Raw genomic sequence first — 20,565 nt, forward strand, 5'->3', positions numbered from 1 at the left:
TGCGATAGCGGACCTGCGAAGAATCGTCCTGCCATTCCCTCCGCAGCGGAACGTGAGGAATCGTGTCGCGCACGAAGTCCGGCGTGCCGGTTCCGGCAGGTTCGGAGTTTCGAGCATCACGCGGAATCCTGTGCGCCTGCCATATTGCCGCGCGAGATCGAAGGTGGTGCGCCCCCAGTGGGTAGGTCGAGACGCCCGGGCCGCCCCTGAATCCCGCCCTGAACCAGATAGCGGTCGCGCAATTCATCATTTTCGACCGATCCGTCATGTCCGGGTGGGTGGCGTAATAGGTTTTCTCGAACGCCGAAAATCCTTGCCAACCGGGAGCGGGTCGACGCTACTTGGCGCGCCGGGCGAGTTGATAATCGTAGAGCGAGGGAACCGCGGCCATCGTTTGGTTCACCCGCGCAAGATAGGGCTCGGGCGTGTAGTCGACCGCGAATAGACGGTTGCCGTTGACGCCAACGATGCGCTCGCCCGGCCCCATCGGTTTGCCGGTCAGCGTCACCGTCTCACCCGGCGTCGCGCCGCTCTCTACTACGACGTTGACGTTCCAGTTGGTGTTGTAGCGACCGTGCGGGGGCAGCCAGTAACGCGCGCCGCCATGGTGCCACAGCTCATACGTCCATTTGCCGTCCTTCTTTTCAGGCGCGATCGAGAGGGTGACATCATCGAACAGGTTCTGGTGGTTCGCGCCGGCGTGCTGGTCGAGCGTCGCGTCGCTGGTGACCCTCGCATGCGTAAAGACCGCGCGTGTCGACAGTGTATTGAGGCTCAGGGAATGGACCACCGGATTGGTGACCAGCAGGTCGCGGACCAGGACGTTGTGGGCGTTGCCGACATGCACCGCGTAATGGGCGGTGCGGTCGCCGCTGGTCGCGACGTTACGAATGGTGAGGTTGCCGCTATCATAGGTCAGGATGCCGCTGTCGGCATTGTGGATCGCGACATCGCGTACCCAGCCGTCGAACATTCCGGTCAGATAGATGCCGTTATTGCCCTGTTCGAGATGGTGGCCATAAGTCGGCCCGTCGGGAAATTGCAGGCGCAGGCCCTGGATACCGACATTTTCCAGCAACTCGTGATGGGCGATTACGGCCGGCTGTCGATCGCTGATGTCGTGCATCAGTGGGTCGCCGATCATCACCCGCCTGCCATCGATCGCCTCGATCCGTGTCGGCTGAACGACCAGTGGGCGATCCTTGTAGCTCCAGTGATGCGAACCGATCTTGCCGTCATAGTCGCCGTATATCGACCTGATGATCGGGCTGTTCTCGCCATCGGTCGAGAACCATTGCAGCTCGACCACCTGCCCGACGCGGAGCTTCGACGGGTCGGAGACGGTCAGCGTTCTGGTGAAATGCTCGCCTGAAACGCCATCGGTCAGGACGGGGTCGCGCTTATCATATTGCGGCAGATAGGCCGCGGCGCGCTCGTTCTCCGGCCCGACCTGGATGAAGCCGCCGGTCCAGCTATATTCGGTGAACAGCGTGTCGATGTTGTTCTTCGGCTCGCGCTGGAACTTGTGCTCCTTCACCAGATATTCGCGCAGCTCATCGAGGTCGTGGGAGGTGTCGACGATCTTCAGGGGCCGCGGAAAGAACAGCGTCGTGCCCTCGCCGCCGCGGCCCGCGCCTTCGAGGACGAAGTCGCCGCGTTGGATGCGCAGGATGCTGCTGATGATAAAACGGCCCTTGGGAAAGCGTACGGTGACCTTGCCCTCGACTGCGTCCGCCGCCTCGATCGCCTTCAGCACCGCCTTGCTGTCGTCGAGCCCGTCATCGGGTCTGGCGCCGTATTCGGTGACGTCGATCACCGCGCCGCTGTCGGTCGGCAGCGGCGCCACCCCGAAACCATATCCGGCATAGCTGTAATCGGGCAGCGGCACCTTCGCCGCAACCGCCGGGTCGGACAGGATCGCCGGAACCGCCGCATCATCCTGCGCGACGACGGACCCCGACCAGCCGCCGAGACAAAGCGCAGCGCCGAGCAAGGCGGCGCGACATGTCCGATACGGTGTGCGGCGACCGGGCCTGCTGGCCATACTTTCTCTCCGGCGTGGTGTTCGTTTCATTCCTCGGCCTCAAACGGCGGCAGCCAATAATCATCGTTGACGCTGATCGCGACCGGCTCCTTGTCGGCAAGCGCTTCCCACCGGGCATCGCGATAGCCCCAGGCCGCCAGGCGGAACGGCTCCCGTCCCTCGCGTGCCACGCGGCCGGCGCGAGCCGGGTCGGCTATATCGATATCCTTGTAGGGCCAATCGGCGACGTTGCCCTGATAGGGGGCGAGCCATTCGAGCGCGTCGGCAAGCCCGCGCCCGTCCTTCGCCCGCCAGCTCCACAGGTCCACGCCGACGCATTCCGCCAGCGTCGCTTCTTCCAGTGCCGCGGTCAGTGCCCAGTGGGCATAGTGCCAGCTTCGCGTCCGCGTCAGTTCCTCGGGCATCTTGCCCTCGGTATCGATCTGCGTCGCCAGCCGGCGCCGGGGAAAATCCGCCGCGACATGCCTGGCCACCGCGTCCATGTCGGCGAACAGCGCGAATTGCGTGAGCAACATGTCGTAATAGATGGCGTGATTGTTCTTTTTGTTGCGCTCCGTCCTTCCGCTGGCGCTGGTCGCCATCCAGGTGACGAATTGCCGGAACCAGCCTTCGATTGCGGCATGGTCGTGCTTGCTCAACACATTGGCCGGACCGATCAGGCCGATACCCTCCACCACGGGGACATAGCGAGAAGCGTCGATCACTCCCTCGGCGCGTCCGGCAGTGCGACCGGGAATCGCCTGCGCATAATCATAATTGGGATTCATCCGCGTTTCGGGATCGACGAACCAGACCCGCAACAGCTTTGCGGCATGGTCCGCATATTTGCGGTCGCCGAGATAATGATAGGCCAGCGCCAGCACCCGCACATCGTCGCTCAGCGCTTGAAACCGGGTGAGGTCGAACGCCTCGGTGCCGCGTTCCGGATTGATGCGCCCGTCGCGCCGGATATAGGGCTCGCCGCCGGGCCTTGTCTTGTCGGGCCACCAATAGGGGCCGATCGAGTAATAATCATGTGTGTCGCCGCTTGCGGGCGTCTTCGTCTTGTCGGTCACCGAATAAGGGCCGCGCCTGAGCGCGGCATCCGCCGCCCTGCGCAGCGCCGCCGCCTTGGCCGGATCGGCCGCGACCGAAGCCTTCTCCGCAGCCAGCCATTCGGGCCGCCACAGGAAGGTTCGCGCCCGGCCCCCGGCCGTGCCGTAGCCGTCCGAACCGTGGCAGACAGCCTGGCCGTCATGCGGCATGAACGCGGCCGTCGGCGGCAGTGAGGGCCCGGACATTTCCGTTCGGGCCCGTCCCGCACCGGGCAGGAGGAGTGCGCCGGCAAGACCCAACGTCGTTATCGCGCGACGTGGTAACATCAACAGCCCTCCATCACAGGCGCAGTTTCAGCCCGAGATTGTAGCGGCGACCGTAATAGCTCACCTCGCTGACCGCACCCGGCACCGGCCGCGACAGGATTTGCGGCTCGTTGAGCAGGTTGCTGGCGTCGAAGCGAAGCCGCAGATTGTCGGTCAGCTTGAATTGGGCGCTGAAATCCAGCGAGTTGTACGGAGTCGCATAGCGGTTCGCCGTAAGCTGATAAGGCTTCAGATAGTCCGAGCGATACTTGTAGAGCAGCCGCAGCGAAGCCGGCCCCTTCTCGTAATAGAGCTGACCGCTGAACGTGTGGTGCGACAACCCGATGATCGAAGCCGGGTCGGTGAACAGGCGCAGCGGATAATCGGGATCGACCGCGCTGGGGTCCTCATATTCGAAATCGGTGTCGGCATAGGTATAGCCGGCCGTCACCCCGAACCCGTCGAACGGAGAGGGCAGGAAGGTGAATTCCTGGCTGACGTTGATCTCGAGACCCCACAGATCGCTCTTGCTGTCGTCATTGGTTTGCTGCGCGACCGGAACCGTCACCGGCTGACCGTTGATGGTGAAGGTTTCCATGTTGGAATAGGCGTCGGCCGAAATGACGCCCGCCTGGAGCTGCTTGTAGAACAGCGCAAGCGAGATCAGATTGGTCTGGTTCGGATAATATTCGAACGAAAGGTCGCCGTTCCACGATTTGAGTGGTTCGAGCTGCGGATTGCCGCCCTGAACGCCGGCTACTGCATCGGCGATCGTCTCGTTGGTGTCGGAATTCTCCAAGCTGAAATCGCGACCCGCGCCCATGTCCTCGATATTCGGACGCGAAATTGCCCGATAGATCGCGCCGCGAACCAGGAAGTTCTGCGCGGCAAGATATTTGACGTTCAGGCTGGGCAAGACGTTGGTGAAATTGTTCTTGCGGATCACCGTGTCGAAGCCGCCCGTCGGCGTCAGCATGTAACTGCCGTTGACGAGCGTAGCATCGAAGGCGCCGCGATAGCCGACCGAGCGCACCGTCGTGTTCACGATCCGGACGCCGACATTGCCGCCCAGCCGGTCGTCGCTGGTGCCGAAATTGGCCATGGCATAGCCCGCCATGATCTTTTCGGTGACATTGATGTCGCTGGTGCTGCGCGGATCGGTCGCCGGCCCCAGATCCTCACTGCCGGCGAAAGTGGTGTAGGTGCACAGCGGGTCGAACTCCGCCCAGCTATGAATATTGCTGGACGAGTCGCCCATGAAATCCTTTTCGCGGAAATTGATGCGGCACTGGGAATTGCCCTCGGCAATCAGCGCGTCGTCGACGGATGACACGTCGTTGGCATTGTCGAGATCAGCCACCCGGCGATGATCGGAATAACGTAGCCCACCCTGGAACGAACGGATGAAACTGTCCGCCACAAAGGCGGTACCGTCGAGCCGTACCGCGAAGATTTTGTCATTGCGATATTCCGCCCGACGACGGGCATAGCTGGCGTCGTCGTACAGATCGTGATCGTTGACGTCGAAGCCCGGATCGAGCGTCAGCACCGGCTCGCCTGAGCGCTTGTCGAGCGTATAGGGAATGCGCCCGTGATCATAACCACTCGTTTCCGAGGTGCGCAGACGCGTCTGCCGGTCGACCTGGTCGCGCTTGGTTTGCGAATAGGAAACATCGACCCCGATCTTTGCGGCATCGTCCGTCCATTCCACCGACGCACCGCCACCGTAATAATCCTCGTCGCGGTCGCGGATACGGGTCTGGGATTCAAGGCGGCTCTGACCGCTGAAGGCGTTGAGCGCTCCATTATCGGCACGGTCGATCGGCGTGATGCCGCGCCGCCCCTCTGCTACGACGAGATCGGACCGGTTTTCCGTCCATCCGCGACGCGAGAATTGCGCGTCCAGGTTGATGTCCAGTTCGGGGCGCGGCATGTACTGCACCGATCCGATCACGGCATCGCGGGTCAGGTTGTTGTTCATCTGGCGGAACAGATAGCTGTTCTGCACGAAATAATAGGGATTGCCCGATTCGGGATCATAGCTGCACCGGTCGGTGCCGCCACCGATGGTGTTGCACGGCCGTGAGGTGGAGCTTTCAGTGTAGAAGTCCTCCGGCGCGGACTCGTCGGCGCGTTCATAGCCGATGCTGATGCCGAAATCGCCGTCACCCAGCTTGAACTGGTCGGTATAGCTAACCGAGCCACGATAGCCGAGACCGTTGCGACCCTTGATCTTGTCGTCATAGGCTTCGTACGTGCCGCGGATTTCCGCCTGAAGCCGACGGTGCCCGTAATCAAGCGGGCGCAAGGTGCGCAGGTCAATGATACCCGAGGTACCACCCTCGACGAGGGACGCGTTCTGCGACTTATAGACGAGCACACCGTTGACGAGTTCGGACGGGAATTGCTGGAACGAAACCGACCGGTCGCCGGAGCCGCTGGTGACCTCACGGCCGTTTAGCGTGGAAAAGCCGAGGAATGGCCCCAGACCGCGAATCGAGATCTCGCTGGCGCTGCCCTTGAACCGGTCGGCGGTTACGCCGACGATCCGCTCGAGCGTTTCACCTACGGACTGATCGGGCGTGGCGCCGATCTCGTCGCTGACAATCGCATCAACAATGACGTTGGCGTTGCGCTTTACCTCGATCGAGTTGCGTTGCGTGGCGCGAATGCCGGTAACAACAATGTCGCCGGCGCCCTGCCCGGCCGCGGACGAGACGCCTTGCTGTTCACCATTGTCGCTTGCCGGCGGCCGGTCGTCGTCACTCCGCGCATCTTGAGCCTGCGCAAAATGCGGCAGCAACAGCAGAGCGGCGGCCGAAGCCATAAGCCCGGCGCACAGCCGCCGCTGACGCGAGAATGCCGTAGTTTGACGAGATTTGCTCATATTTTCCCCTCTCCTGTGCGACCGCCAAACCGCCTGGCGCGCAAGATCCGGTTCATGCTCTTTGCAGCAGATACCGGTGTCACAACGGTCTGGCTCAATTCTTTGTGTTTTGCATTTCCGAACCCCGAAACGTGCCGGGTTTTACGTTCAGAAGCGCATATCGACGGCTTTCACCTCGTCGGCGGTTCGCATCTCGTCGATAACGGTAACCGGTGTCAATGATTTTTTGGCCGGGAGCCGAATGTTAAAAATCGCCGCACTGACCAGCATCGACGCGCCGACACAGACCTGGCCCGGCTCGCCGTGCGCCCGACGAAAACAGCCTCTGCCTTCGGCTTAGGACGGGCTGGCATGGAGGACCTAGCGGCCGAACACCTGATAGCCGATAGTCGCCGTCATTCAGAATCGCTTATAAGAACTGACACCGGTTACCATAGCGATTTACGACAATGTTCTGGCGGCGCTAGCCGGACTTTCTGCGGAACGGACTGGGCTCACGACGGTTCGCCCAGGTGCCGAAGGCGTTCGGGACGTAGGAGACCACATGTCGAAGACGAGCGGGATCCAAGGCCGATATGTCCCCGCGCTGATTGCGGCGCTGGCCGCCCTTGTTCCTTATATCCTGACGACCAGCGGCTATCCTCTGTACGGCAAGGATCTTACCGCCGACCTCGGCATCTCCGGGCAGATGCAGAGCCTGGTGGCAGCGCTTGCCACCGCCGGCTACGCCTACGGGGCACTCGTTGCCGGCGACCTCGTCAATCGCTTCACCCAGCGCCGTCTGTTTCTCATCTGCGAGGCGACGCAGACAGCGGGATGGTTGATAGCTGCCTCAGCTCCCGGGCCTTGGCCCTACGCATTGGGTCAGATCCTTGCCGGATCGGGAACGGGCATGCTGTTGGTGATCGCGCTGCCGCCAACAATCCGTCGCTTTTCGGCAGCGCGTATTCCGGTGACAGCGATCTTCATCAATGTCGGTCTGTTCGGCGGGGTCGCGGCGGGGCCGCTGCTGGGCGGTATCGTCGCTGCGACGCACGGATGGCGCTGGCTGTTCGGCGCCTATGCGGCGCTGGGCGTGGCGACCTGGAGCCTCGGCTGGTTCACCCTGGTTGAGGAAGATCCGTTCAATCCGGAGCTTCCCGTCGATCGTTCGGCGTTACTGCTCGCGGCCGCAGCCACGGTGCTTCCCTTCATTGGTGCCGGCTTGCTGGCGCGGGTGGGATTTTCATCACTGCTGTTCTGGGTGCCGGTGACGATCGGCCTCGGCTGCCTGGCAGCGCTGCTGGTTACCGAGTTCCACAAGAAGGACCCGCTCGCGCCGGTCAAGCGGATGTGGACGACCTTTCCGGTGGTCGGCACCATCGCCGCAACGATAGGCGGCGCGGCGTTCGTCACCTTCTTGCAACTTGCGACGAATGACGCTCTACAGGTCCGCCACGTCGCCCCGATCCACGTCGGGATCAGCTATTGGCCGATGTTGCTGGGCGCAATGGTCGCCGCCGCACTGCTGGGCCTGGTGCTGAAGACGCGGTTTGTGACCTTTTTGATCAGCGGTTCGATGCTGTTGCTGCTCCTTGGCGGAGTGCTGTTGCTCGATCGCGCGGAGGTCGGTTCTCTCCACCATTTCGCGGCGGTGCTACTGCTGGGACTGGGCGCAGGCGGCACGGTGGGACCCGGTCTCTTCCTGGCGGGCCTTTCTTTGCCGTCCTCGGTGCTCGGTCGAATCGTGGCGCTCATCGAACTCGTGCGTTCCGTGGGCGACTTCATTCTTGCACCAGTTCTGCTCGAAGTTGCCCATGTGGCGTCCGGACCGGCATTGACGCCGCACGGCATCAGGTTCGCCACCACAGCTACCCTCTGGTGTGCTGTCGTCATCACTCTGCCGACCGTGATGATCTTTCTCGCCGGGAAGCGCTACCTTCAGCGTCCCGATCTCCACTCCTGGCAGGAAAGCGAGGAACAACCTGCGCTCAAGTCGCCGGCCTTGTTCGCGCGGTTTCGGGCGTAACGCCGAATTGTCATCCTGGAAACGTAGGCCGATGGTCAGCGGCTCGTTCGCGGCAGGTCATGTGCGTCTGGAACGGGTCCATGCGTCGTGTCGACCGGGCGCTCCCAGACGATCTTGCGGCCGCCGAATGGATACATATGCCAGCCTCGGAGGCCCTGCCGAGCCGTCATAGCAGGTCCTCGATACGGATCGGCAACTGGCGGATCCGGCGGCCAGTGGCGTGATAGACCGCATTGGCGATCGCCGCATTCATCCCGACGATGCCGATCTCGCCGATCCCCTTGATGCCGAGCGGGTTCACGATGCTGTCCTCCTCGGGCACCATGATCGCCTCGACCGATCGGACGTCGGCGTTCACAGGGATGTGGTATTCGGCGATATTGTCGTTGACGTAGCGCGCGGCATCGAGGTCGATCTCGGTCTCCTCTTCGAGCGCGCAGCCCAACCCCCAGATCATGCCGCCGACATACTGGCTGTGCGCGGTCAGCGGATTGACGATGGTGCCCGCGGCGAAAGCACCGACCATGCGCGGCACGCGAATCTCGCAGGTCAGGCGATGGATGCGCACCTCGGCGAACTGGGCGCCGAAGGCGTAGGCGGTCGCGTCCTTCCGGCCGCCGCCGCGCGAGATCGGCAACTGCCCCTGATAGAGCTTGCCCATCGCGTCTTTGCCGAGTTCTGCGGGAATGTGCTCGGCATAGGCCTCTGCGGCGCCGCTCGTCAGACGGGCGATCGCGTCGGTGAGCGGCTCACAGGTCCCGTCGTCGGCGCGCAAATGGCCTCCCGCCAACCGAATACCGGCCGGATCGCGGCCGCCGAGCGGGCTCTCGTTGCTGCCCACGGCCGCCTCGAAGATACGGTCGCGCAGCGCCTCGCATGCCTTGACAACCGCATGCGTGATGCTCGCGGTATGGGAAGACCCAGCGGCGAGCGGCGCGGCGGGGAGCGTGGTGTCGCCCATCTCGACGGTTACGTCGTCGACGGCGAGGCCGAGGCGATCGGCCGCGGTGATCGCGACCGCCGTATAGGCGCCGGTGCCGATATCATGCCCGGCGAGCGCGACCCTGGCCTTGCCCTCCGGGCGCAGCGTGACGCGCGCGGATGTCGCCGCGATGTTCGACGGATAGGCAGCACTCGCGCAGCCCCATCCGACCAGCCAGTCGCCGTCGCGCATTGTGCCGGGCCGGTGCTCACGCGTCGACCAGCCGAACCGCTCGGCCGCCTGGTCGAAGCAGTCCATCAGCTTGCGGCTGGAGAAGGGGCGGCCGCTCACCGGATCGGTCATCGTGTCGTTGCGGCGCCTGAGTTCGATCGGATCGAGCTCCAGCTTCGCCGCCAGCTCGTCCATCGCGCACTCGAGCGGGAACATGTACGGCGTATCGGGCGGGGCACGCATGAAGCCGGGCGTGTTGCGATCGGCATGGACGACGTTCACGCGCGTCTTGATATTGGGGCACGCGTACATCCGTGCGGTCGTCTCGGTGCCCGAGACGTTGTAGTCGCTGGGCCGGCTGGTCAGCTCCCAGCCTTCGTGGCGCAACGCGGTAAGTTTGCCCTCACGGGTTGCCCCGAGCTGGATGTGATGCCGTGTCTCGGCGCGATAGGTGACGATGGTGAAGCCCTGGTCGCGCGTCGGCACCAGCTTGACCGGCCGGCCGAGACGGCGCGCTGCCACTGCGATCCAGGCGGTGCGCGCAGTGGCGCCGCCCTTCGATCCGAACGCGCCGCCGACAAAGCGCGAGATGACCCGGATCTGGTCGGGATCGACGCCGATCTGCTGCGCGACATTGCCGCGCAGACCGTAGACGAACTGGCTCGGCTCCCAGATGGTCAATCGGTCGCCGTTCCAGGCGCAGGTGGTGGTGAACAGTTCAATCGCATTGTGGTGCTGGGTCGGCGTGCCGTAGCGTTCGTCGATCGTGACTTCGGCGTCGGCAGAGGCCTTTTCGGCGTCGCCGATATCGTAATCCTCGTGCTCGCCGGGCTCGCGATATGCCACCTCGACGCCCGCACAGTCGAAAGTCGCCGCCGGCATTTCCTTCTCGTAATGGACGCGGATGCGATAGGCAGCGTCGCGTGCGATCTCGTAGCTTTCGGCGAGCACGATGCCGATGATCTGTCCGTCATGCCACACGCGGTCGCTCTCCAGCGTCGTGGTGGTGCCGCCGCCACCACTCATCATCTTGGGCGGCTTGGCCTCCCCGCCGACATTTTCGTGGGTCAGCACATCGTAGACGCCGGGAATGGCCAGCGCCGCGTCGAGATCGAACCCGGTGATCCGCCCGCGCGCGATCGCGCTGGTCAGGAGGAACGCCCAGGCGGCACCCGGCACCGGTTCGTCAGACGGATAGCGTGCGTGACCGGTCACCTTGGCGCGGCCGTCGATCCGCGGGTGCGGCTGGCCGATCAGGCCAGTGAACTCGGTCATGCCCGCACCTCCTTCGCCTGCGCCTCCAACAGCGCGCGGACCAGGGTGCGACGGCCGAGCTCGGGCTTGAAATCGTTGCCGCCGTGGGTTTCCGCGTCGGCGAACGCCGCCTCGGCCGCGCGGCGGGCACTCGCTTCGTCGAGCGCGCTTCCGCTGAGCGTGACCTCGGCTTCGTGCGCGCGCCACGGCTTGGCGGCGAGCCCGCCGAGGCCGATCCGCGCCGTCCGCACAATGCCGCCCTCGGCGAGATCGAGCGCCACCGCGGCGGACGCGAGCGCGAAATCGTACGAGGCGCGATCGCGAACCTTGAGGTACAGCGATCGCCGCGTCCACGCGCCCGCCGGCACCCGGAACCCGGTGATCAGGTCGCCGACCGCGAGATTCGTCTCGATGTGCGGCGTGTCGCCCGGAAGGCGATGCAGGTCTTCGAAGGCGATCGTCCGGGAGGTGCCGTCTGCGCCCAGGATCGATACCTCGGCACCCAGCGACACCAGCGCGACGGCGAAATCGCCGGGATAATGCGCGATGCAGTGATCGCTGGTGCCGAGCACGGCGAGGCGGCGGTTGACCCCGTTCATGGCCGCGCACCCGCTGCCGGGCGCGCGCTTGTTGCACGCGCCCCAGTTCAGCGAGCGAAAATAATTGCAGCGCGTCCGCTGCAGTACGTTGCCGCCGAGGCGCGCCATGTTGCGCAGTTGCGGACTCGCGGCCTGCCACAAGGCGTCGGCGATCACTGGATAGTCCTCGCGGACCAGCGGATCGTCGGCGGCGTCGGCCATCGGCACCATCGCGCCGAGCCACAGGCCGTCCTCCAGCTTCTCGATACGGCCGTGCTCCTCCTCCAGCGCGGCGATATCGATCAGCCGCGCCGGCGTCATGACCTGCAGCTTCATCAGGTCGAGCAGCGTCGTGCCGCCGGCGAGATATTGAGCGTCGGCGCGAACCGGCGCATCGGCCGCCGGCTGATCGCCGCCGAGGCGAAGCGCTTCCACCGTATCGGCCGGGCGATCGAGGGTGAAGGGCCGCATCAGCGCGCCTCCATCTGCTCGCGCGCCCGGGCGACGGCGGCGACGATCTTGGGATAGGCGGCGCAGCGGCAGAGATTGCCGCTCATATATTCGCGGATGCTGTCGTCGCTTTCGGCATGGCCTTCGTCGACGCAGGCGATCGCCGACAGGATTTGGCCGGGGGTGCAATAGCCGCATTGATAGGCATCCTGCTCGACAAACGCCTGCTGCATCGGATGGAGCGGCTCGCCCTCGCCCGACAGACCCTCGATCGTGGTGATCTCGCCATCCGCTCGCGCGGCCAGCACGAAGCAGGACAGAACGCGCCGGCCGTCGACGAGCACGGTACAGGCGCCGCACTGCCCCTGATCGCAGCCTTTCTTGACGCCGGTAAGCCCGAGTTGCTCCCGCAGTGCATCGAGCAGCGTCACCCGCGGGTCGACCGACAGGTGATGCTCGCGGCCGTTGACGGTAAGGCTGATATCCATGACGTCTCCGGTGAAGGTGGTGCGGTTAACTGCTCTTGTGGCCGGGTTCGTGCCCCTGCCCGATGCAGATCGGCAGCGCGGCATGGGCGTCATTCATATGGCCGATAAGGTTCGAGCGGATGATGTGATCGTGGGTCGTCATCAGCACGTCGGGGGACGTGCCGACCGCGCCCGACATCGCCTTTTCTCAGCGCTCAACCGTTGGTACGGCCGAGTCGATCGGGATCGACGCTGCCATCCGCTTGCGGATCGTTCCCCACATCGCCTTCGACCGTGTTGTCGCCCTCGGCGTCGTCGAGTTCCTCGCCGGAAGCATAGGCGCCCTTCGATTGGCCAATGCCGGGATTGTCCTTGAGATCCTCATCCTGCTTCGGGCCCGCAATGCCCTGCTTGTTCTCCGCCATGATTGTCGCGTCCCTTCTCGCTCCGGCGATCTGCGGGAGCATCGTTCGGGTAACCGCGCCGACAAGGTTTGAGTTCCCCGCGAAACGGGCGACGGGTCCCCGCTCGCGTTCAGGCGAGCCAGACCTGCAGTCTATGTAATTCGGTGGTGAGCGCATCCGTGGCACTTCGGCACCTTCACTGCTCGGCTCGCCATCGCGGCGGGAACTCTCCGGCATCTGGGGCGCTTCGCTCCCATGTATCGAGGAGTATCGGTCCGATGACCGAAGAAGCCCCAGGAGCGGTCGAACGGCTCCTGCCGACCGAAGCGAACTACGTCCTGAGCGCCACAATCGCCGTCGTCGGCGGCCCCCTCGTCGCAAGAGATTCCCATGTCCATTCATAAGATGATCGCCCTTCATCCGAATGTGGGAGAGGATTTCAACGAGGCCCTCGCGACCGCGGCTCGCCACGCGATGTTCTGCGCGGAAATGTGCAGCTCCTGCGCCGACGTCTGCGTCGCCGAGAAGATGGACATGGCGCAGTGCATCCGCTCGTGCCTCGATTGTGCCGACGTTTGTGCCGCCACGGCCCGCCTGGCTGTGCGCCGGACCGCGCAGAACATCGAGACGCTGCGTCTGATGCTCGAGACCTGTGCGAGGATCTGCGAACTCTGCGCCGAGGAATGCGCGCGGCATGACCATGACCACTGCCAACTCTGCGCAGAGATGTGCCGGGAGTGCGCGGGCGACTGCCGGAAGGCGATCCCGACTGTTCAGTAAGGACCAGAGCGAAGGAGAGAAGGATGCGCGAGAATAGCGGACAAGGTGACGCGAAGAACAATCTGCGCGATCCGACCTTGAAGGAGCACGAGGCTGAGGGCGGCCATCGCCCGCCTGCTCCCAAGCCCGGCGATGAAGCGGAGATCGGCGGCAACGCCCGTGCGGCCGGTGAAGACCCGTCGCCGGACGATCGCGAGCGCGGCGAAACCTCCCGCGCGGACAATGCGCCGCCGGCGGACCCTTATCCGAGATCGTGAGCGATGTCGGCGATCGGCTGGAAGCTGGATGCCGGGGAGCGCACGGAATTGCTCGACCGGTTTCCGCCGGTCTGGCCTGATGTCGTAGCCGACCATGTCACGCTGAAGGCGGATGCCAGCGCTGACGAGCCGCTGCCGACCCGGAAGACTGCCGAAATCGTCGGGAGCATCGACGATGGTGAAGGCCTGCAGGCGTTCGTTGTCTCGATCGGCGGGACCACGGACCGGCCGGACGGCAGCACCTATCACATTACCTGGTCGCTTGACCGCCGCCGGGGCCGGACGGCCGCCCAGAGCAACGAGGTGATCGCCGCACTGGGATGGAAGCAGCTTCCGACGCCGGTACCGATCCATATCGAGCCGGCAAGGTTCGGCTGATGCAGCTTCATCTGGACTGCGACGGCGTGCAGTGAGGTGTTAGGTCGGCTACGAGATTGTCTGCTCAAGTGCCTGTTTCTTGCTTTAGCACCATCGGGCCCGTAGAGTACGGCGTTCTCAATCAGGTTGCGGAGCATCAGCGACAGCATGTCGCCCGCGATCGGCAGTTCGGCATCCCATACCGCGTCATCGTACCGCAGCGTCACCGCACGTTCGGCCAGCAATGCTCAGATCGTGCTGCACAGTATCGAGAACATCGCCGCTCGAACCGAGCGCCGGCCCTTGTCGTCCGCTCCGCGCCCATTCGGAAATGGGCGGGGAGACAAGGAGTTGGTGCGGTCGAGAAGACTCGAACTTCCACGGCCTTTCGGCCACAACGACCTCAACGTTGCGCGTCTACCAGTTCCGCCACGACCGCACGTGAAACTCCGCCGGGCGACGCCGACGGCTGGCAGGCGCGTGCCCCTAGCAAAGCGTTCGCAAGCTGGCAATCCGCTTTTCGATTCCGCAAACCCTATCGGGCCGCCGATCCGGCGAAGCTCAGCTCCAGCGTCTTGGAATTGGCCGGCACGTCCAGCTTCGCGCTGTTGAATTCCAGCGATCCATTGGGGCCGATCAGGCGCTGCGGCGGATTGATCATCCAGCTATAGACCACCCGCCCCTGCGCATCGTGCAGCTCGGCGCGGATGTCGGGTACCTGCTGACGATCGCCGCTCGGATTCTCGATCCGGCCCGACACGGCGAACAGTTCGCTTCCGCTCGCCAATCGGCCGCGATCGATCTTGTTGTCGACGAAGCGCAGCGGCGTCTGCGTATCGCTTACGGGGAGGCCAAGCTGCGACGCGATGCCCGGTGCGCCGGAATAGAGGATGGCGCCGCTCCCGGCCAGCATCGAAAGGCCGACGATCACCGCCGCGGCGGTACGACGGCGCGCCGGGTTGCGCCGCGGCTTCAGCAGCGGTTCCTGCGCGAAGGGATCATAGTCGCGCGCCGGCGCCGGCGCGGCGGCAGGACGCTCCAGCCCCGCATCCACGAAGGTGCGGCGCGGTTTGGCGGCGGCAGGCGCCGGCGCGGCTGTCGAAGCGCCGGCAGCGTTGGACCTCGGCCGGGACGCGGCACGCTTCGGGGCAGCCGACCGCCCAGCCGCAACGGGGTTCGGCCGATGCGCCGCGGCATCACCTTTCGCCTCGACCGGGGCCATGGCGGCGGCGCGTTCCGGGCCTTCCACCGCTTCCGGCGGCGCGGCGGCGGATTTCGGCTCCGCCACGGTCGATCTGGCGCTTGCGATGGTTGCGGCCGCCCGTGTGCCGTCGCCGACATCCGCCGCCGGCGCGGGCCTGGTGTCGCCTGTCGGCCGGGCGCGGGCAGGAGCGCGGGCCGCTTCCGCCTTCGCCGCGGGATCGGCCATCATCGGCGGCGCCTGATGCCAGCTATGCTTGCAGTTCGCGCACCGCACGGTGCGACCGGACGGCCCGATCGCGGTATCGGGTACCAGATAGCGGGTGTGGCACTCAGTGCATTCGAGGATCATCGCAAGCGGTCTTTTCTAAACGACGGGACATGGACAGCAAGGCGAGGCCGAATCTAAGCATGTCCCGAGTCGCACCGCAAGAGTCCTTGTGTTCTTCGGGGCGCTTGAGCACGGTGAACGGACGTGCGATGGCGCGTTGAACGGGTGTTAGGAAAGCGGGCACGCGCCTGAAATGGCCAATATCGTCCAATTCGAAAATGTCGGCCTGCGCTATGGTACGGGCGCCGAGACCCTGTCCGACATCAGCTTCACCCTCGTGACCGGCGCTTTCTACTTTCTTACCGGTCCGTCCGGCGCCGGCAAGACGTCACTGCTCAAGCTGTTATACCTGGCACAACGGCCCAGCCGCGGCATCATCCGCCTGTTCGGCGAGGACGCCGTCATGTTGCCGCGCAAGCGCCTGCCCGGCTTTCGCCGGCGGATCGGCGTGGTGTTCCAGGATTTCCGGCTGGTGCCGCACCTGTCGGCCTATGACAATGTCGCGCTGCCGCTGCGCGTTTCCGGCATGCGCGAGGACGTGATCGACGAGCCGGTGCGCGAGATGCTCGCCTGGGTCGGGCTGGAGGACAAGGCCGCCGCCCGTCCATCCACGCTGTCGGGCGGCGAACAGCAACGCATCGCCATCGCCCGCGCGGTGATCACGCGGCCCGAAATCCTGGTCGCGGACGAACCCACCGGCAATGTCGATCCGGATATGGCGGATCGCCTGCTCCATCTGTTCGGCACGCTCAATCGGCTTGGCACGACGGTGGTCGTGGCGACGCATGATTTCCACTTGCTCAACCGCATTCCCGAGGCCCAGATGATGCGCCTCGATCGCGGCCGCATCCACGATCCGACGGGGTCGCTGCGCTTTCCCCCGCGCCGGCCGGAGGCCTGAACCGTGGCGAAGCGCACCGCACCGGCCCGCCGCCGCCTGCTGCACGACGCCCGCCGCGGCCGGGTGATGGGCGCGATCATGGCGATCATGGTCTTCCTCACGGTTCTGGCCGCCGCATTCGGCATCGGCGCCCAGCATGCGGCGAGCGCGATCGATCGCGACCTGGCCGGGCGGCTGACCGTCCAGGTGGTCGAGGCAGACACCGCGACGCGCGATCGCGCCGCCGACGCGATCGTGACAGCGTTACGGCGGACGCCGGGCGTTGCGCGCGTACAAATCGTCGACCGCGAACGTCTGGCGGCGCTGCTCGAGCCCTGGCTGGGCGATGCGGGGCTCGATCCCGAACTGCCCATGCCGGCGATGATCGACGTCGACCTGACGCGCGCCGACGCGGCCGCGATCGATCGCGTCGAACGGATCACCGCCGCGATCCGGGCCGATGTCCGGGTCAACCGCGATGCCGCCTGGCTCTCGCCGGTCCGCGCTTTCATCACCAACCTGGCATGGCTGGCGCTGGGCCTGGTCGTCCTGATGGTGCTGGCGACGGGCGCGGTGGCGCTGCTCGCGGCACGGGCGGGTCTGGACAGCCATCAGCGAACGATCGATGTGCTCCACATGCTCGGCTCCACCGATGTCCAGATCGCGCGCCTGTTCCAGCGCCGGATCGCCCTCGACACCCTGGTCGGCGGGGTCATCGGCACGGCGCTGGCGCTGGGCGTGGTCTGGACCCTGCAGGCGCAGATCGGACGGCTCGGCGCCGCGACGCTGGCAGGCGGGCGGCTGGTGCCGCTGGACTGGGCTGTCCTGGCCGTCCTGCCCTTCGCCTTTGCCGCATTGTCGATGCTGGCGGCACGGTTCGCCGTGCTCGGCACGTTGAGGAAGCGCCTGTGATCAAGCGCGCCGTCGCCTTTCTCCTTCTCGCCTGGCTGCTCGGCTTCGCGATCTTCACCATCTCCCCCGGCGCGGCGCCGGACGATGTCCGCACCGACGGCATCGTCGTGCCGACGGGCGCCGCCGGGCGGATCGACCGCGGCCTTGCGCTCATCGGCCGCCACGCCGCGGACCGCCTGCTGATCACCGGCGTCGGGCGAGAGGTCCGGCCGGTCGAACTCGCAGTCCAGTACGGCGTTTCCCCGTCGCTGTTCGCCTTGCGCGTCGATCTCGGCCATGAGGCGGTCGACACCCGGTCCAACGGGGCGGAAACCGCGCACTGGGTGCAGGCGAACGGCTATCGTTCGATCCGGCTGGTGACGTCGAGCTGGCACATACCCCGTGCGCGTATGGAATTGCGCCACGCCCTCGGCCCCGATGTCACGATCGTCAGCGACCCGGTCCCGTCGAGCCCGGGCCTCGCGATGCTGTTCAGCGAATATAACAAATATCTGATCCGCCGCGTGGCGCTCTGGCTCGGTCTCGACGACTGATGGCCCGCCTGCGCACCCTGCTGTTCATGCTGGTCTTCTATGGCCTGTCGGTGCTGGTCGTCGTCGCCACGCCCGTGGTCGCCTTGTTCGGACGGCCGGCGATGCGCGGCTATGCGCATTGGTGGGCGGGGCTGCAGCGGCGCTGTGCGGCCGGTCTGCTCGGCATCCGCGTCCGGGTGGAAGGCGAGCGGCCCCAGGGGCCTGCGCTGTTCGCAGCCAAGCATCAGGCGATGTTCGAGACGCTGGAACTCGCGCGGCTGCTCGGTGCGCCCGCAATCGTGCTGAAGCGCGAGCTGATGCGCATCCCGTTCTGGGGCTGGGCGGCAGGCCGCTACGGCGTGATTCCGGTCGATCGTGCGGCGTCGGCGGCAGCGCTGCGCCGGATGATGCGCGACGCCCGTGCCGCGCGCGGCGCGGGCCGTTCGGTGATGATCTTTCCCGAAGGAACCCGCGTGAAGCCGGGAGAGACGCCGCCGCTGCGCCCCGGTTTCGCCGGCCTTTACAAGGCGCTCGGCCTGCCGGTGGTGCCGATCGCGGTGGACAGCGGCCTGGTCTGGCCGAAACGCGGCCCCAAGCGCGCCGGTACGATCACACTGCGCTTCGGTGAGCCGATCCCGCCGGGCCTGCCGCGCAAGGAGATCGAGGCACGGGTGCACGCCGCCATCAACGCGCTGGAGACCGACCCCGCGCGTTAGTCGTGGGTGCGACCGAAATCCTCGCGCGCATCGTCCTGTCCCTGCTCGACGATCGAGCGGCGGATCGCGCGGGTGCGGCTGAACAGCTCGAACAGCGCGTCGCCCTTGCCCCAGCGGATCGCGCGCTGCAGCGCGGTCAGATCCTCGGAGAAGCGTTGCAGCATCTCCAGCACCGCCTCCCGGTTGGTCAGGAACACGTCGCGCCACATCGTCGGATCGGACGCGGCGATGCGGGTGAAGTCGCGGAAACCGCCGGCGGAATATTTGATCACCTCGGTCTCTGTCACTTCCTCGAGATCGGAGGCGGTGCCGACGATGGTATAGGCGATCAGGTGCGGCAGATGGCTGGTGACGGCGAGGACGCGGTCGTGATGTGCCGGCGCCATGCGCTCCACATCGGCGCCCAGCCGCCGCCAGAATTCGGCGACGCGCTCGACCGCGAGTTCCGGCGTGCCTTCGTCCGGCGTCAGAATGCACCAGCGGCCGTGGAACAGCGTGGCGAAGCCGGCATCCGGTCCGCTGCGCTCTGTGCCCGCCACCGGGTGGGCGGGAACGATGATAGCGCCCGGCAACGCCTCGGCAAGCGCTGCCGCGACGCTTTCCTTGCATGACCCGACATCGCTGACGATCGCGTCGGCGGGAAGGTCCTCGGCAAATTCGGCCGCCGCTGCGCCCATTGCGCCGACCGGCACGCACAGGATGACGAGATCGGCGTCGATCACCGCCGCGCCGGCGCTGTCGGCGATGTCGTCGCACAAGCCGATTTCGACCGCGCGCTCGCGCACGTCCGGATCGGCATCATGGCCCGTGACCTCGACGCTCGGCATTTCCGCCCGGATGCCGCGCGCGATCGACGAGCCGATCAGCCCCAGCCCGATGATCGTGACACGCGCAAAGGGCAGCATCAGCCGGTCACGATCTCACGCAGCGCCGCCGCCACGCCGCGCACCTCATCCTCGGTGCCGATCGAGATACGCAGCCCGTTGCCGAGGCCCTGCCCCGGCAGCCAGCGGGTGATATAGCCTTTGTCCATCAGCGCCTTGTACGCGGTTTCGGCGCTCACTTCGCCCTCGAACAGGACGAGCAGGAAATTGGCTTTGGACGGTACGGCGCGCAGACCGGCATTGCCGAGGCTTTCGACCTGTTCGGTGAACCAGCCGAGCCATTTGCGGTTGTGCTCGCGGCTGGCGTCGGTGAAATCATCGTCGCCCAGCGCCGCGATCGCCGCCTGCTGACCGGCGGTGGTGACGTTGAACGGCGCGCGGATGCGGTGCATCGCGCCGATGATATCGGCACTGGCATAACCCCAGCCGATCCGCTCGGCGGCCAGACCGTAGATCTTTGAAAAGGTGCGCGTAACGAGCACGTTGGGCTGATCACAAGCCAGCTTCAGCCCGTGATCGTCCTCTTGCCGGGTCAGATATTCCGAATAGGCATGATCGAGGACGAGCAGCACCGACTTCGGCAGGTTCGCGTGCAGCCGGGCGATTTCCTCGCGCGGGGTGAAGGTGCCCGTGGGATTGTTCGGATTGGCGACGAAGACGACGCGCGTGCGATCGGTGACGGCGGCGAGGATCGCGTCGACATCGGTGGCATAGTCGGTGTCGGGCGCGACCACCGGCGTCGCGCCGACGCGCCGCGCGGCGATCTCGTACACCGCAAAGCCGTAGCGCACGAAGATGATCTCGTCCCCCGGCCCTGCGAACGCGCCGGCCGCGAGGTGGAGCACCTCGTCCGATCCGGTGCCGTAGATGATCCGCGCGGGGTCCAGCCCGTGTTTCGCCGCCAGCGCCTCGCGCAGTTCGGCGGCGCCCGCATCGGGATAGCGTTCGAGGCTGCGATCGGCGCCATCGAACGCCGCGCGCGCCTTTGCCGAGGTGCCGAGCGGGTTTTCGTTGGACGACAGCTTGGCGACCTTGCGGCCGTCATCGGTGGTCGAACGCCCCGGCACATAGGGGGCAATTTCCATGATCCAGGGCTTGGGCTGTGGTGCGGTCATGCGCGGCGGGATGGCGCAAGCGGGCGACGATGGCAA

The 20,565-nt window shown here is 65.6% G+C and carries 19 protein-coding genes and 1 tRNA gene; 8 read left to right on the forward strand and 12 right to left on the reverse strand.

The window, feature by feature from the left end; translation table 11 throughout:
• Positions 1-337 precede the first annotated feature (337 nt).
• The 3 genes from RPR59_RS00160 to RPR59_RS00170 form a co-directional block, all read right to left on the reverse strand.
• Positions 338-2,044: a glycosyl hydrolase family 28-related protein gene (locus RPR59_RS00160; protein ID WP_313915443.1), complete on the reverse strand. Its 1,707-nt coding sequence runs from the start codon at positions 2,042-2,044 to the stop codon at positions 338-340.
• A gap of 26 nt (positions 2,045-2,070) precedes the next feature.
• On the reverse strand, positions 2,071-3,324 hold the full coding sequence (locus RPR59_RS00165; protein WP_313915445.1) for an alginate lyase family protein: 1,254 nt from the start codon (positions 3,322-3,324) through the stop codon (positions 2,071-2,073).
• 94 nt (positions 3,325-3,418) lie between these two features.
• Positions 3,419-6,271, reverse strand: coding sequence for a TonB-dependent receptor (locus RPR59_RS00170; RefSeq protein ID WP_313915447.1), 2,853 nt, complete (start codon positions 6,269-6,271; stop codon positions 3,419-3,421).
• 544 nt (positions 6,272-6,815) lie between these two features.
• Here RPR59_RS00170 and RPR59_RS00175 point away from each other — a divergent pair.
• Positions 6,816-8,279 carry an MFS transporter gene (locus tag RPR59_RS00175; RefSeq protein ID WP_313915450.1) on the forward strand — a complete coding sequence of 488 codons (1,464 nt, stop codon included), beginning with the start codon at positions 6,816-6,818 and terminating at the stop codon, positions 8,277-8,279.
• 166 nt (positions 8,280-8,445) lie between these two features.
• Here RPR59_RS00175 and RPR59_RS00180 read toward each other — a convergent pair whose 3' ends face one another.
• From RPR59_RS00180 to RPR59_RS00200, 5 genes are read right to left on the reverse strand one after another with little or no spacing between them, the layout of a single operon-like run.
• Entirely contained in the window at positions 8,446-10,707 is a 2,262-nt protein-coding gene (locus tag RPR59_RS00180) for a xanthine dehydrogenase family protein molybdopterin-binding subunit (RefSeq protein WP_313915452.1), read from the reverse strand.
• A complete protein-coding gene (locus RPR59_RS00185; RefSeq protein ID WP_313915454.1) occupies positions 10,704-11,735 on the reverse strand; it encodes an FAD binding domain-containing protein in 1,032 nt (343 codons plus the stop codon). The genes RPR59_RS00180 and RPR59_RS00185 overlap by 4 nt, the downstream gene beginning before the upstream one ends.
• A complete protein-coding gene (locus tag RPR59_RS00190; RefSeq protein ID WP_313915456.1) occupies positions 11,735-12,202 on the reverse strand; it encodes a (2Fe-2S)-binding protein in 468 nt (155 codons plus the stop codon). Before RPR59_RS00190 ends, RPR59_RS00185 begins: the two co-directional genes overlap by 1 nt.
• A 25-nt stretch (positions 12,203-12,227) precedes the next feature.
• A complete protein-coding gene (locus tag RPR59_RS00195; protein WP_313915458.1) occupies positions 12,228-12,380 on the reverse strand; it encodes a hypothetical protein in 153 nt (50 codons plus the stop codon).
• A gap of 16 nt (positions 12,381-12,396) precedes the next feature.
• Complete coding sequence (locus RPR59_RS00200; protein WP_313915460.1) at positions 12,397-12,606, reverse strand: hypothetical protein; 210 nt, start codon at positions 12,604-12,606, stop codon at positions 12,397-12,399.
• Between the two features lie 369 nt (positions 12,607-12,975).
• Between RPR59_RS00200 and RPR59_RS00205 the strand changes: the two genes are divergently transcribed.
• The 3 genes from RPR59_RS00205 to RPR59_RS00215 are packed head-to-tail and all read left to right on the forward strand — an operon-like array spanning position 12,976 to position 14,000.
• On the forward strand, positions 12,976-13,365 hold the full coding sequence (locus RPR59_RS00205; RefSeq protein ID WP_313915462.1) for a four-helix bundle copper-binding protein: 390 nt from the start codon (positions 12,976-12,978) through the stop codon (positions 13,363-13,365).
• 23 nt (positions 13,366-13,388) lie between these two features.
• Complete coding sequence (locus RPR59_RS00210) at positions 13,389-13,622, forward strand: hypothetical protein (RefSeq protein ID WP_313915464.1); 234 nt, start codon at positions 13,389-13,391, stop codon at positions 13,620-13,622.
• A gap of 3 nt (positions 13,623-13,625) precedes the next feature.
• Complete coding sequence (locus RPR59_RS00215; protein ID WP_313915465.1) at positions 13,626-14,000, forward strand: hypothetical protein; 375 nt, start codon at positions 13,626-13,628, stop codon at positions 13,998-14,000.
• A 331-nt stretch (positions 14,001-14,331) separates the two neighbouring features.
• On the opposite strand, the gene RPR59_RS00220 is transcribed toward RPR59_RS00215, so the two are convergent.
• Together RPR59_RS00220 and RPR59_RS00225 are read right to left on the reverse strand one after the other, a co-directional pair.
• Positions 14,332-14,418 (reverse strand) — tRNA-Leu (locus tag RPR59_RS00220).
• Between the two features lie 96 nt (positions 14,419-14,514).
• The gene (locus RPR59_RS00225; protein ID WP_313915466.1) at positions 14,515-15,531 is read right to left on the reverse strand and encodes an MJ0042-type zinc finger domain-containing protein; all 1,017 of its coding nucleotides are present in this window, start codon (positions 15,529-15,531) and stop codon (positions 14,515-14,517) included.
• A gap of 172 nt (positions 15,532-15,703) precedes the next feature.
• On the opposite strand from RPR59_RS00225, the gene ftsE reads away from it, so the two are divergent.
• Genes ftsE through RPR59_RS00245 form a run of 4 tightly spaced genes read left to right on the forward strand, consistent with a single transcriptional unit; the run spans position 15,704 to position 18,530 of the window.
• The gene (gene ftsE, locus RPR59_RS00230) at positions 15,704-16,411 is read left to right on the forward strand and encodes a cell division ATP-binding protein FtsE (RefSeq protein ID WP_313915468.1); all 708 of its coding nucleotides are present in this window, start codon (positions 15,704-15,706) and stop codon (positions 16,409-16,411) included.
• A gap of 3 nt (positions 16,412-16,414) precedes the next feature.
• Complete coding sequence (locus RPR59_RS00235; RefSeq protein ID WP_313915470.1) at positions 16,415-17,302, forward strand: cell division protein FtsX; 888 nt, start codon at positions 16,415-16,417, stop codon at positions 17,300-17,302.
• Positions 17,299-17,835 carry a YdcF family protein gene (locus RPR59_RS00240; RefSeq protein WP_313915472.1) on the forward strand — a complete coding sequence of 179 codons (537 nt, stop codon included), beginning with the start codon at positions 17,299-17,301 and terminating at the stop codon, positions 17,833-17,835. The genes RPR59_RS00235 and RPR59_RS00240 overlap by 4 nt, the downstream gene beginning before the upstream one ends.
• Positions 17,835-18,530, forward strand: coding sequence for a lysophospholipid acyltransferase family protein (locus RPR59_RS00245; protein ID WP_313915474.1), 696 nt, complete (start codon positions 17,835-17,837; stop codon positions 18,528-18,530). Before RPR59_RS00240 ends, RPR59_RS00245 begins: the two co-directional genes overlap by 1 nt.
• Here RPR59_RS00245 and RPR59_RS00250 read toward each other — a convergent pair.
• Positions 18,527-19,435: a prephenate/arogenate dehydrogenase family protein gene (locus tag RPR59_RS00250; RefSeq protein ID WP_313915476.1), complete on the reverse strand. Its 909-nt coding sequence runs from the start codon at positions 19,433-19,435 to the stop codon at positions 18,527-18,529. The two genes, RPR59_RS00245 and RPR59_RS00250, sit on opposite strands and share 4 nt — an antisense overlap.
• Entirely contained in the window at positions 19,435-20,529 is a 1,095-nt protein-coding gene (hisC, locus tag RPR59_RS00255; RefSeq protein ID WP_313915478.1) for a histidinol-phosphate transaminase, read from the reverse strand. The genes RPR59_RS00250 and hisC overlap by 1 nt, the downstream gene beginning before the upstream one ends.
• Positions 20,530-20,565: the final 36 nt, after the last annotated feature.

It is taken from the genome of Stakelama saccharophila, from assembly GCF_032229225.1.
GTDB classification, from domain to species: Bacteria; Pseudomonadota; Alphaproteobacteria; order Sphingomonadales; family Sphingomonadaceae; genus Sphingomonas; species Sphingomonas saccharophila.

What these genes read in the sequence shown, in the direction of transcription:
- RPR59_RS00170 (WP_313915447.1), bottom strand. Translation starts at nt 6,271, where the DNA reads ATGAGCAAATCTCGTCAAACTACGGCATTCTCGCGTCAGCGGCGGCTG.
- RPR59_RS00215 (WP_313915465.1), top strand. Translation starts at nt 13,626, where the DNA reads ATGTCGGCGATCGGCTGGAAGCTGGATGCCGGGGAGCGCACGGAATTG.
- RPR59_RS00205 (WP_313915462.1), top strand. Translation starts at nt 12,976, where the DNA reads ATGTCCATTCATAAGATGATCGCCCTTCATCCGAATGTGGGAGAGGAT.
- RPR59_RS00225 (WP_313915466.1), bottom strand. Translation starts at nt 15,531, where the DNA reads ATGATCCTCGAATGCACTGAGTGCCACACCCGCTATCTGGTACCCGAT.
- RPR59_RS00250 (WP_313915476.1), bottom strand. Translation starts at nt 19,435, where the DNA reads ATGCTGCCCTTTGCGCGTGTCACGATCATCGGGCTGGGGCTGATCGGC.
- hisC (WP_313915478.1), bottom strand. Translation starts at nt 20,529, where the DNA reads ATGACCGCACCACAGCCCAAGCCCTGGATCATGGAAATTGCCCCCTAT.
- RPR59_RS00185 (WP_313915454.1), bottom strand. Translation starts at nt 11,735, where the DNA reads ATGCGGCCCTTCACCCTCGATCGCCCGGCCGATACGGTGGAAGCGCTT.
- ftsE (WP_313915468.1), top strand. Translation starts at nt 15,704, where the DNA reads ATGGCCAATATCGTCCAATTCGAAAATGTCGGCCTGCGCTATGGTACG.
- RPR59_RS00190 (WP_313915456.1), bottom strand. Translation starts at nt 12,202, where the DNA reads ATGGATATCAGCCTTACCGTCAACGGCCGCGAGCATCACCTGTCGGTC.
- RPR59_RS00175 (WP_313915450.1), top strand. Translation starts at nt 6,816, where the DNA reads ATGTCGAAGACGAGCGGGATCCAAGGCCGATATGTCCCCGCGCTGATT.
- RPR59_RS00165 (WP_313915445.1), bottom strand. Translation starts at nt 3,324, where the DNA reads ATGTCCGGGCCCTCACTGCCGCCGACGGCCGCGTTCATGCCGCATGAC.
- RPR59_RS00180 (WP_313915452.1), bottom strand. Translation starts at nt 10,707, where the DNA reads ATGACCGAGTTCACTGGCCTGATCGGCCAGCCGCACCCGCGGATCGAC.
- RPR59_RS00200 (WP_313915460.1), bottom strand. Translation starts at nt 12,606, where the DNA reads ATGGCGGAGAACAAGCAGGGCATTGCGGGCCCGAAGCAGGATGAGGAT.
- RPR59_RS00210 (WP_313915464.1), top strand. Translation starts at nt 13,389, where the DNA reads ATGCGCGAGAATAGCGGACAAGGTGACGCGAAGAACAATCTGCGCGAT.
- RPR59_RS00245 (WP_313915474.1), top strand. Translation starts at nt 17,835, where the DNA reads ATGGCCCGCCTGCGCACCCTGCTGTTCATGCTGGTCTTCTATGGCCTG.
- RPR59_RS00195 (WP_313915458.1), bottom strand. Translation starts at nt 12,380, where the DNA reads ATGTCGGGCGCGGTCGGCACGTCCCCCGACGTGCTGATGACGACCCAC.
- RPR59_RS00160 (WP_313915443.1), bottom strand. Translation starts at nt 2,044, where the DNA reads ATGGCCAGCAGGCCCGGTCGCCGCACACCGTATCGGACATGTCGCGCC.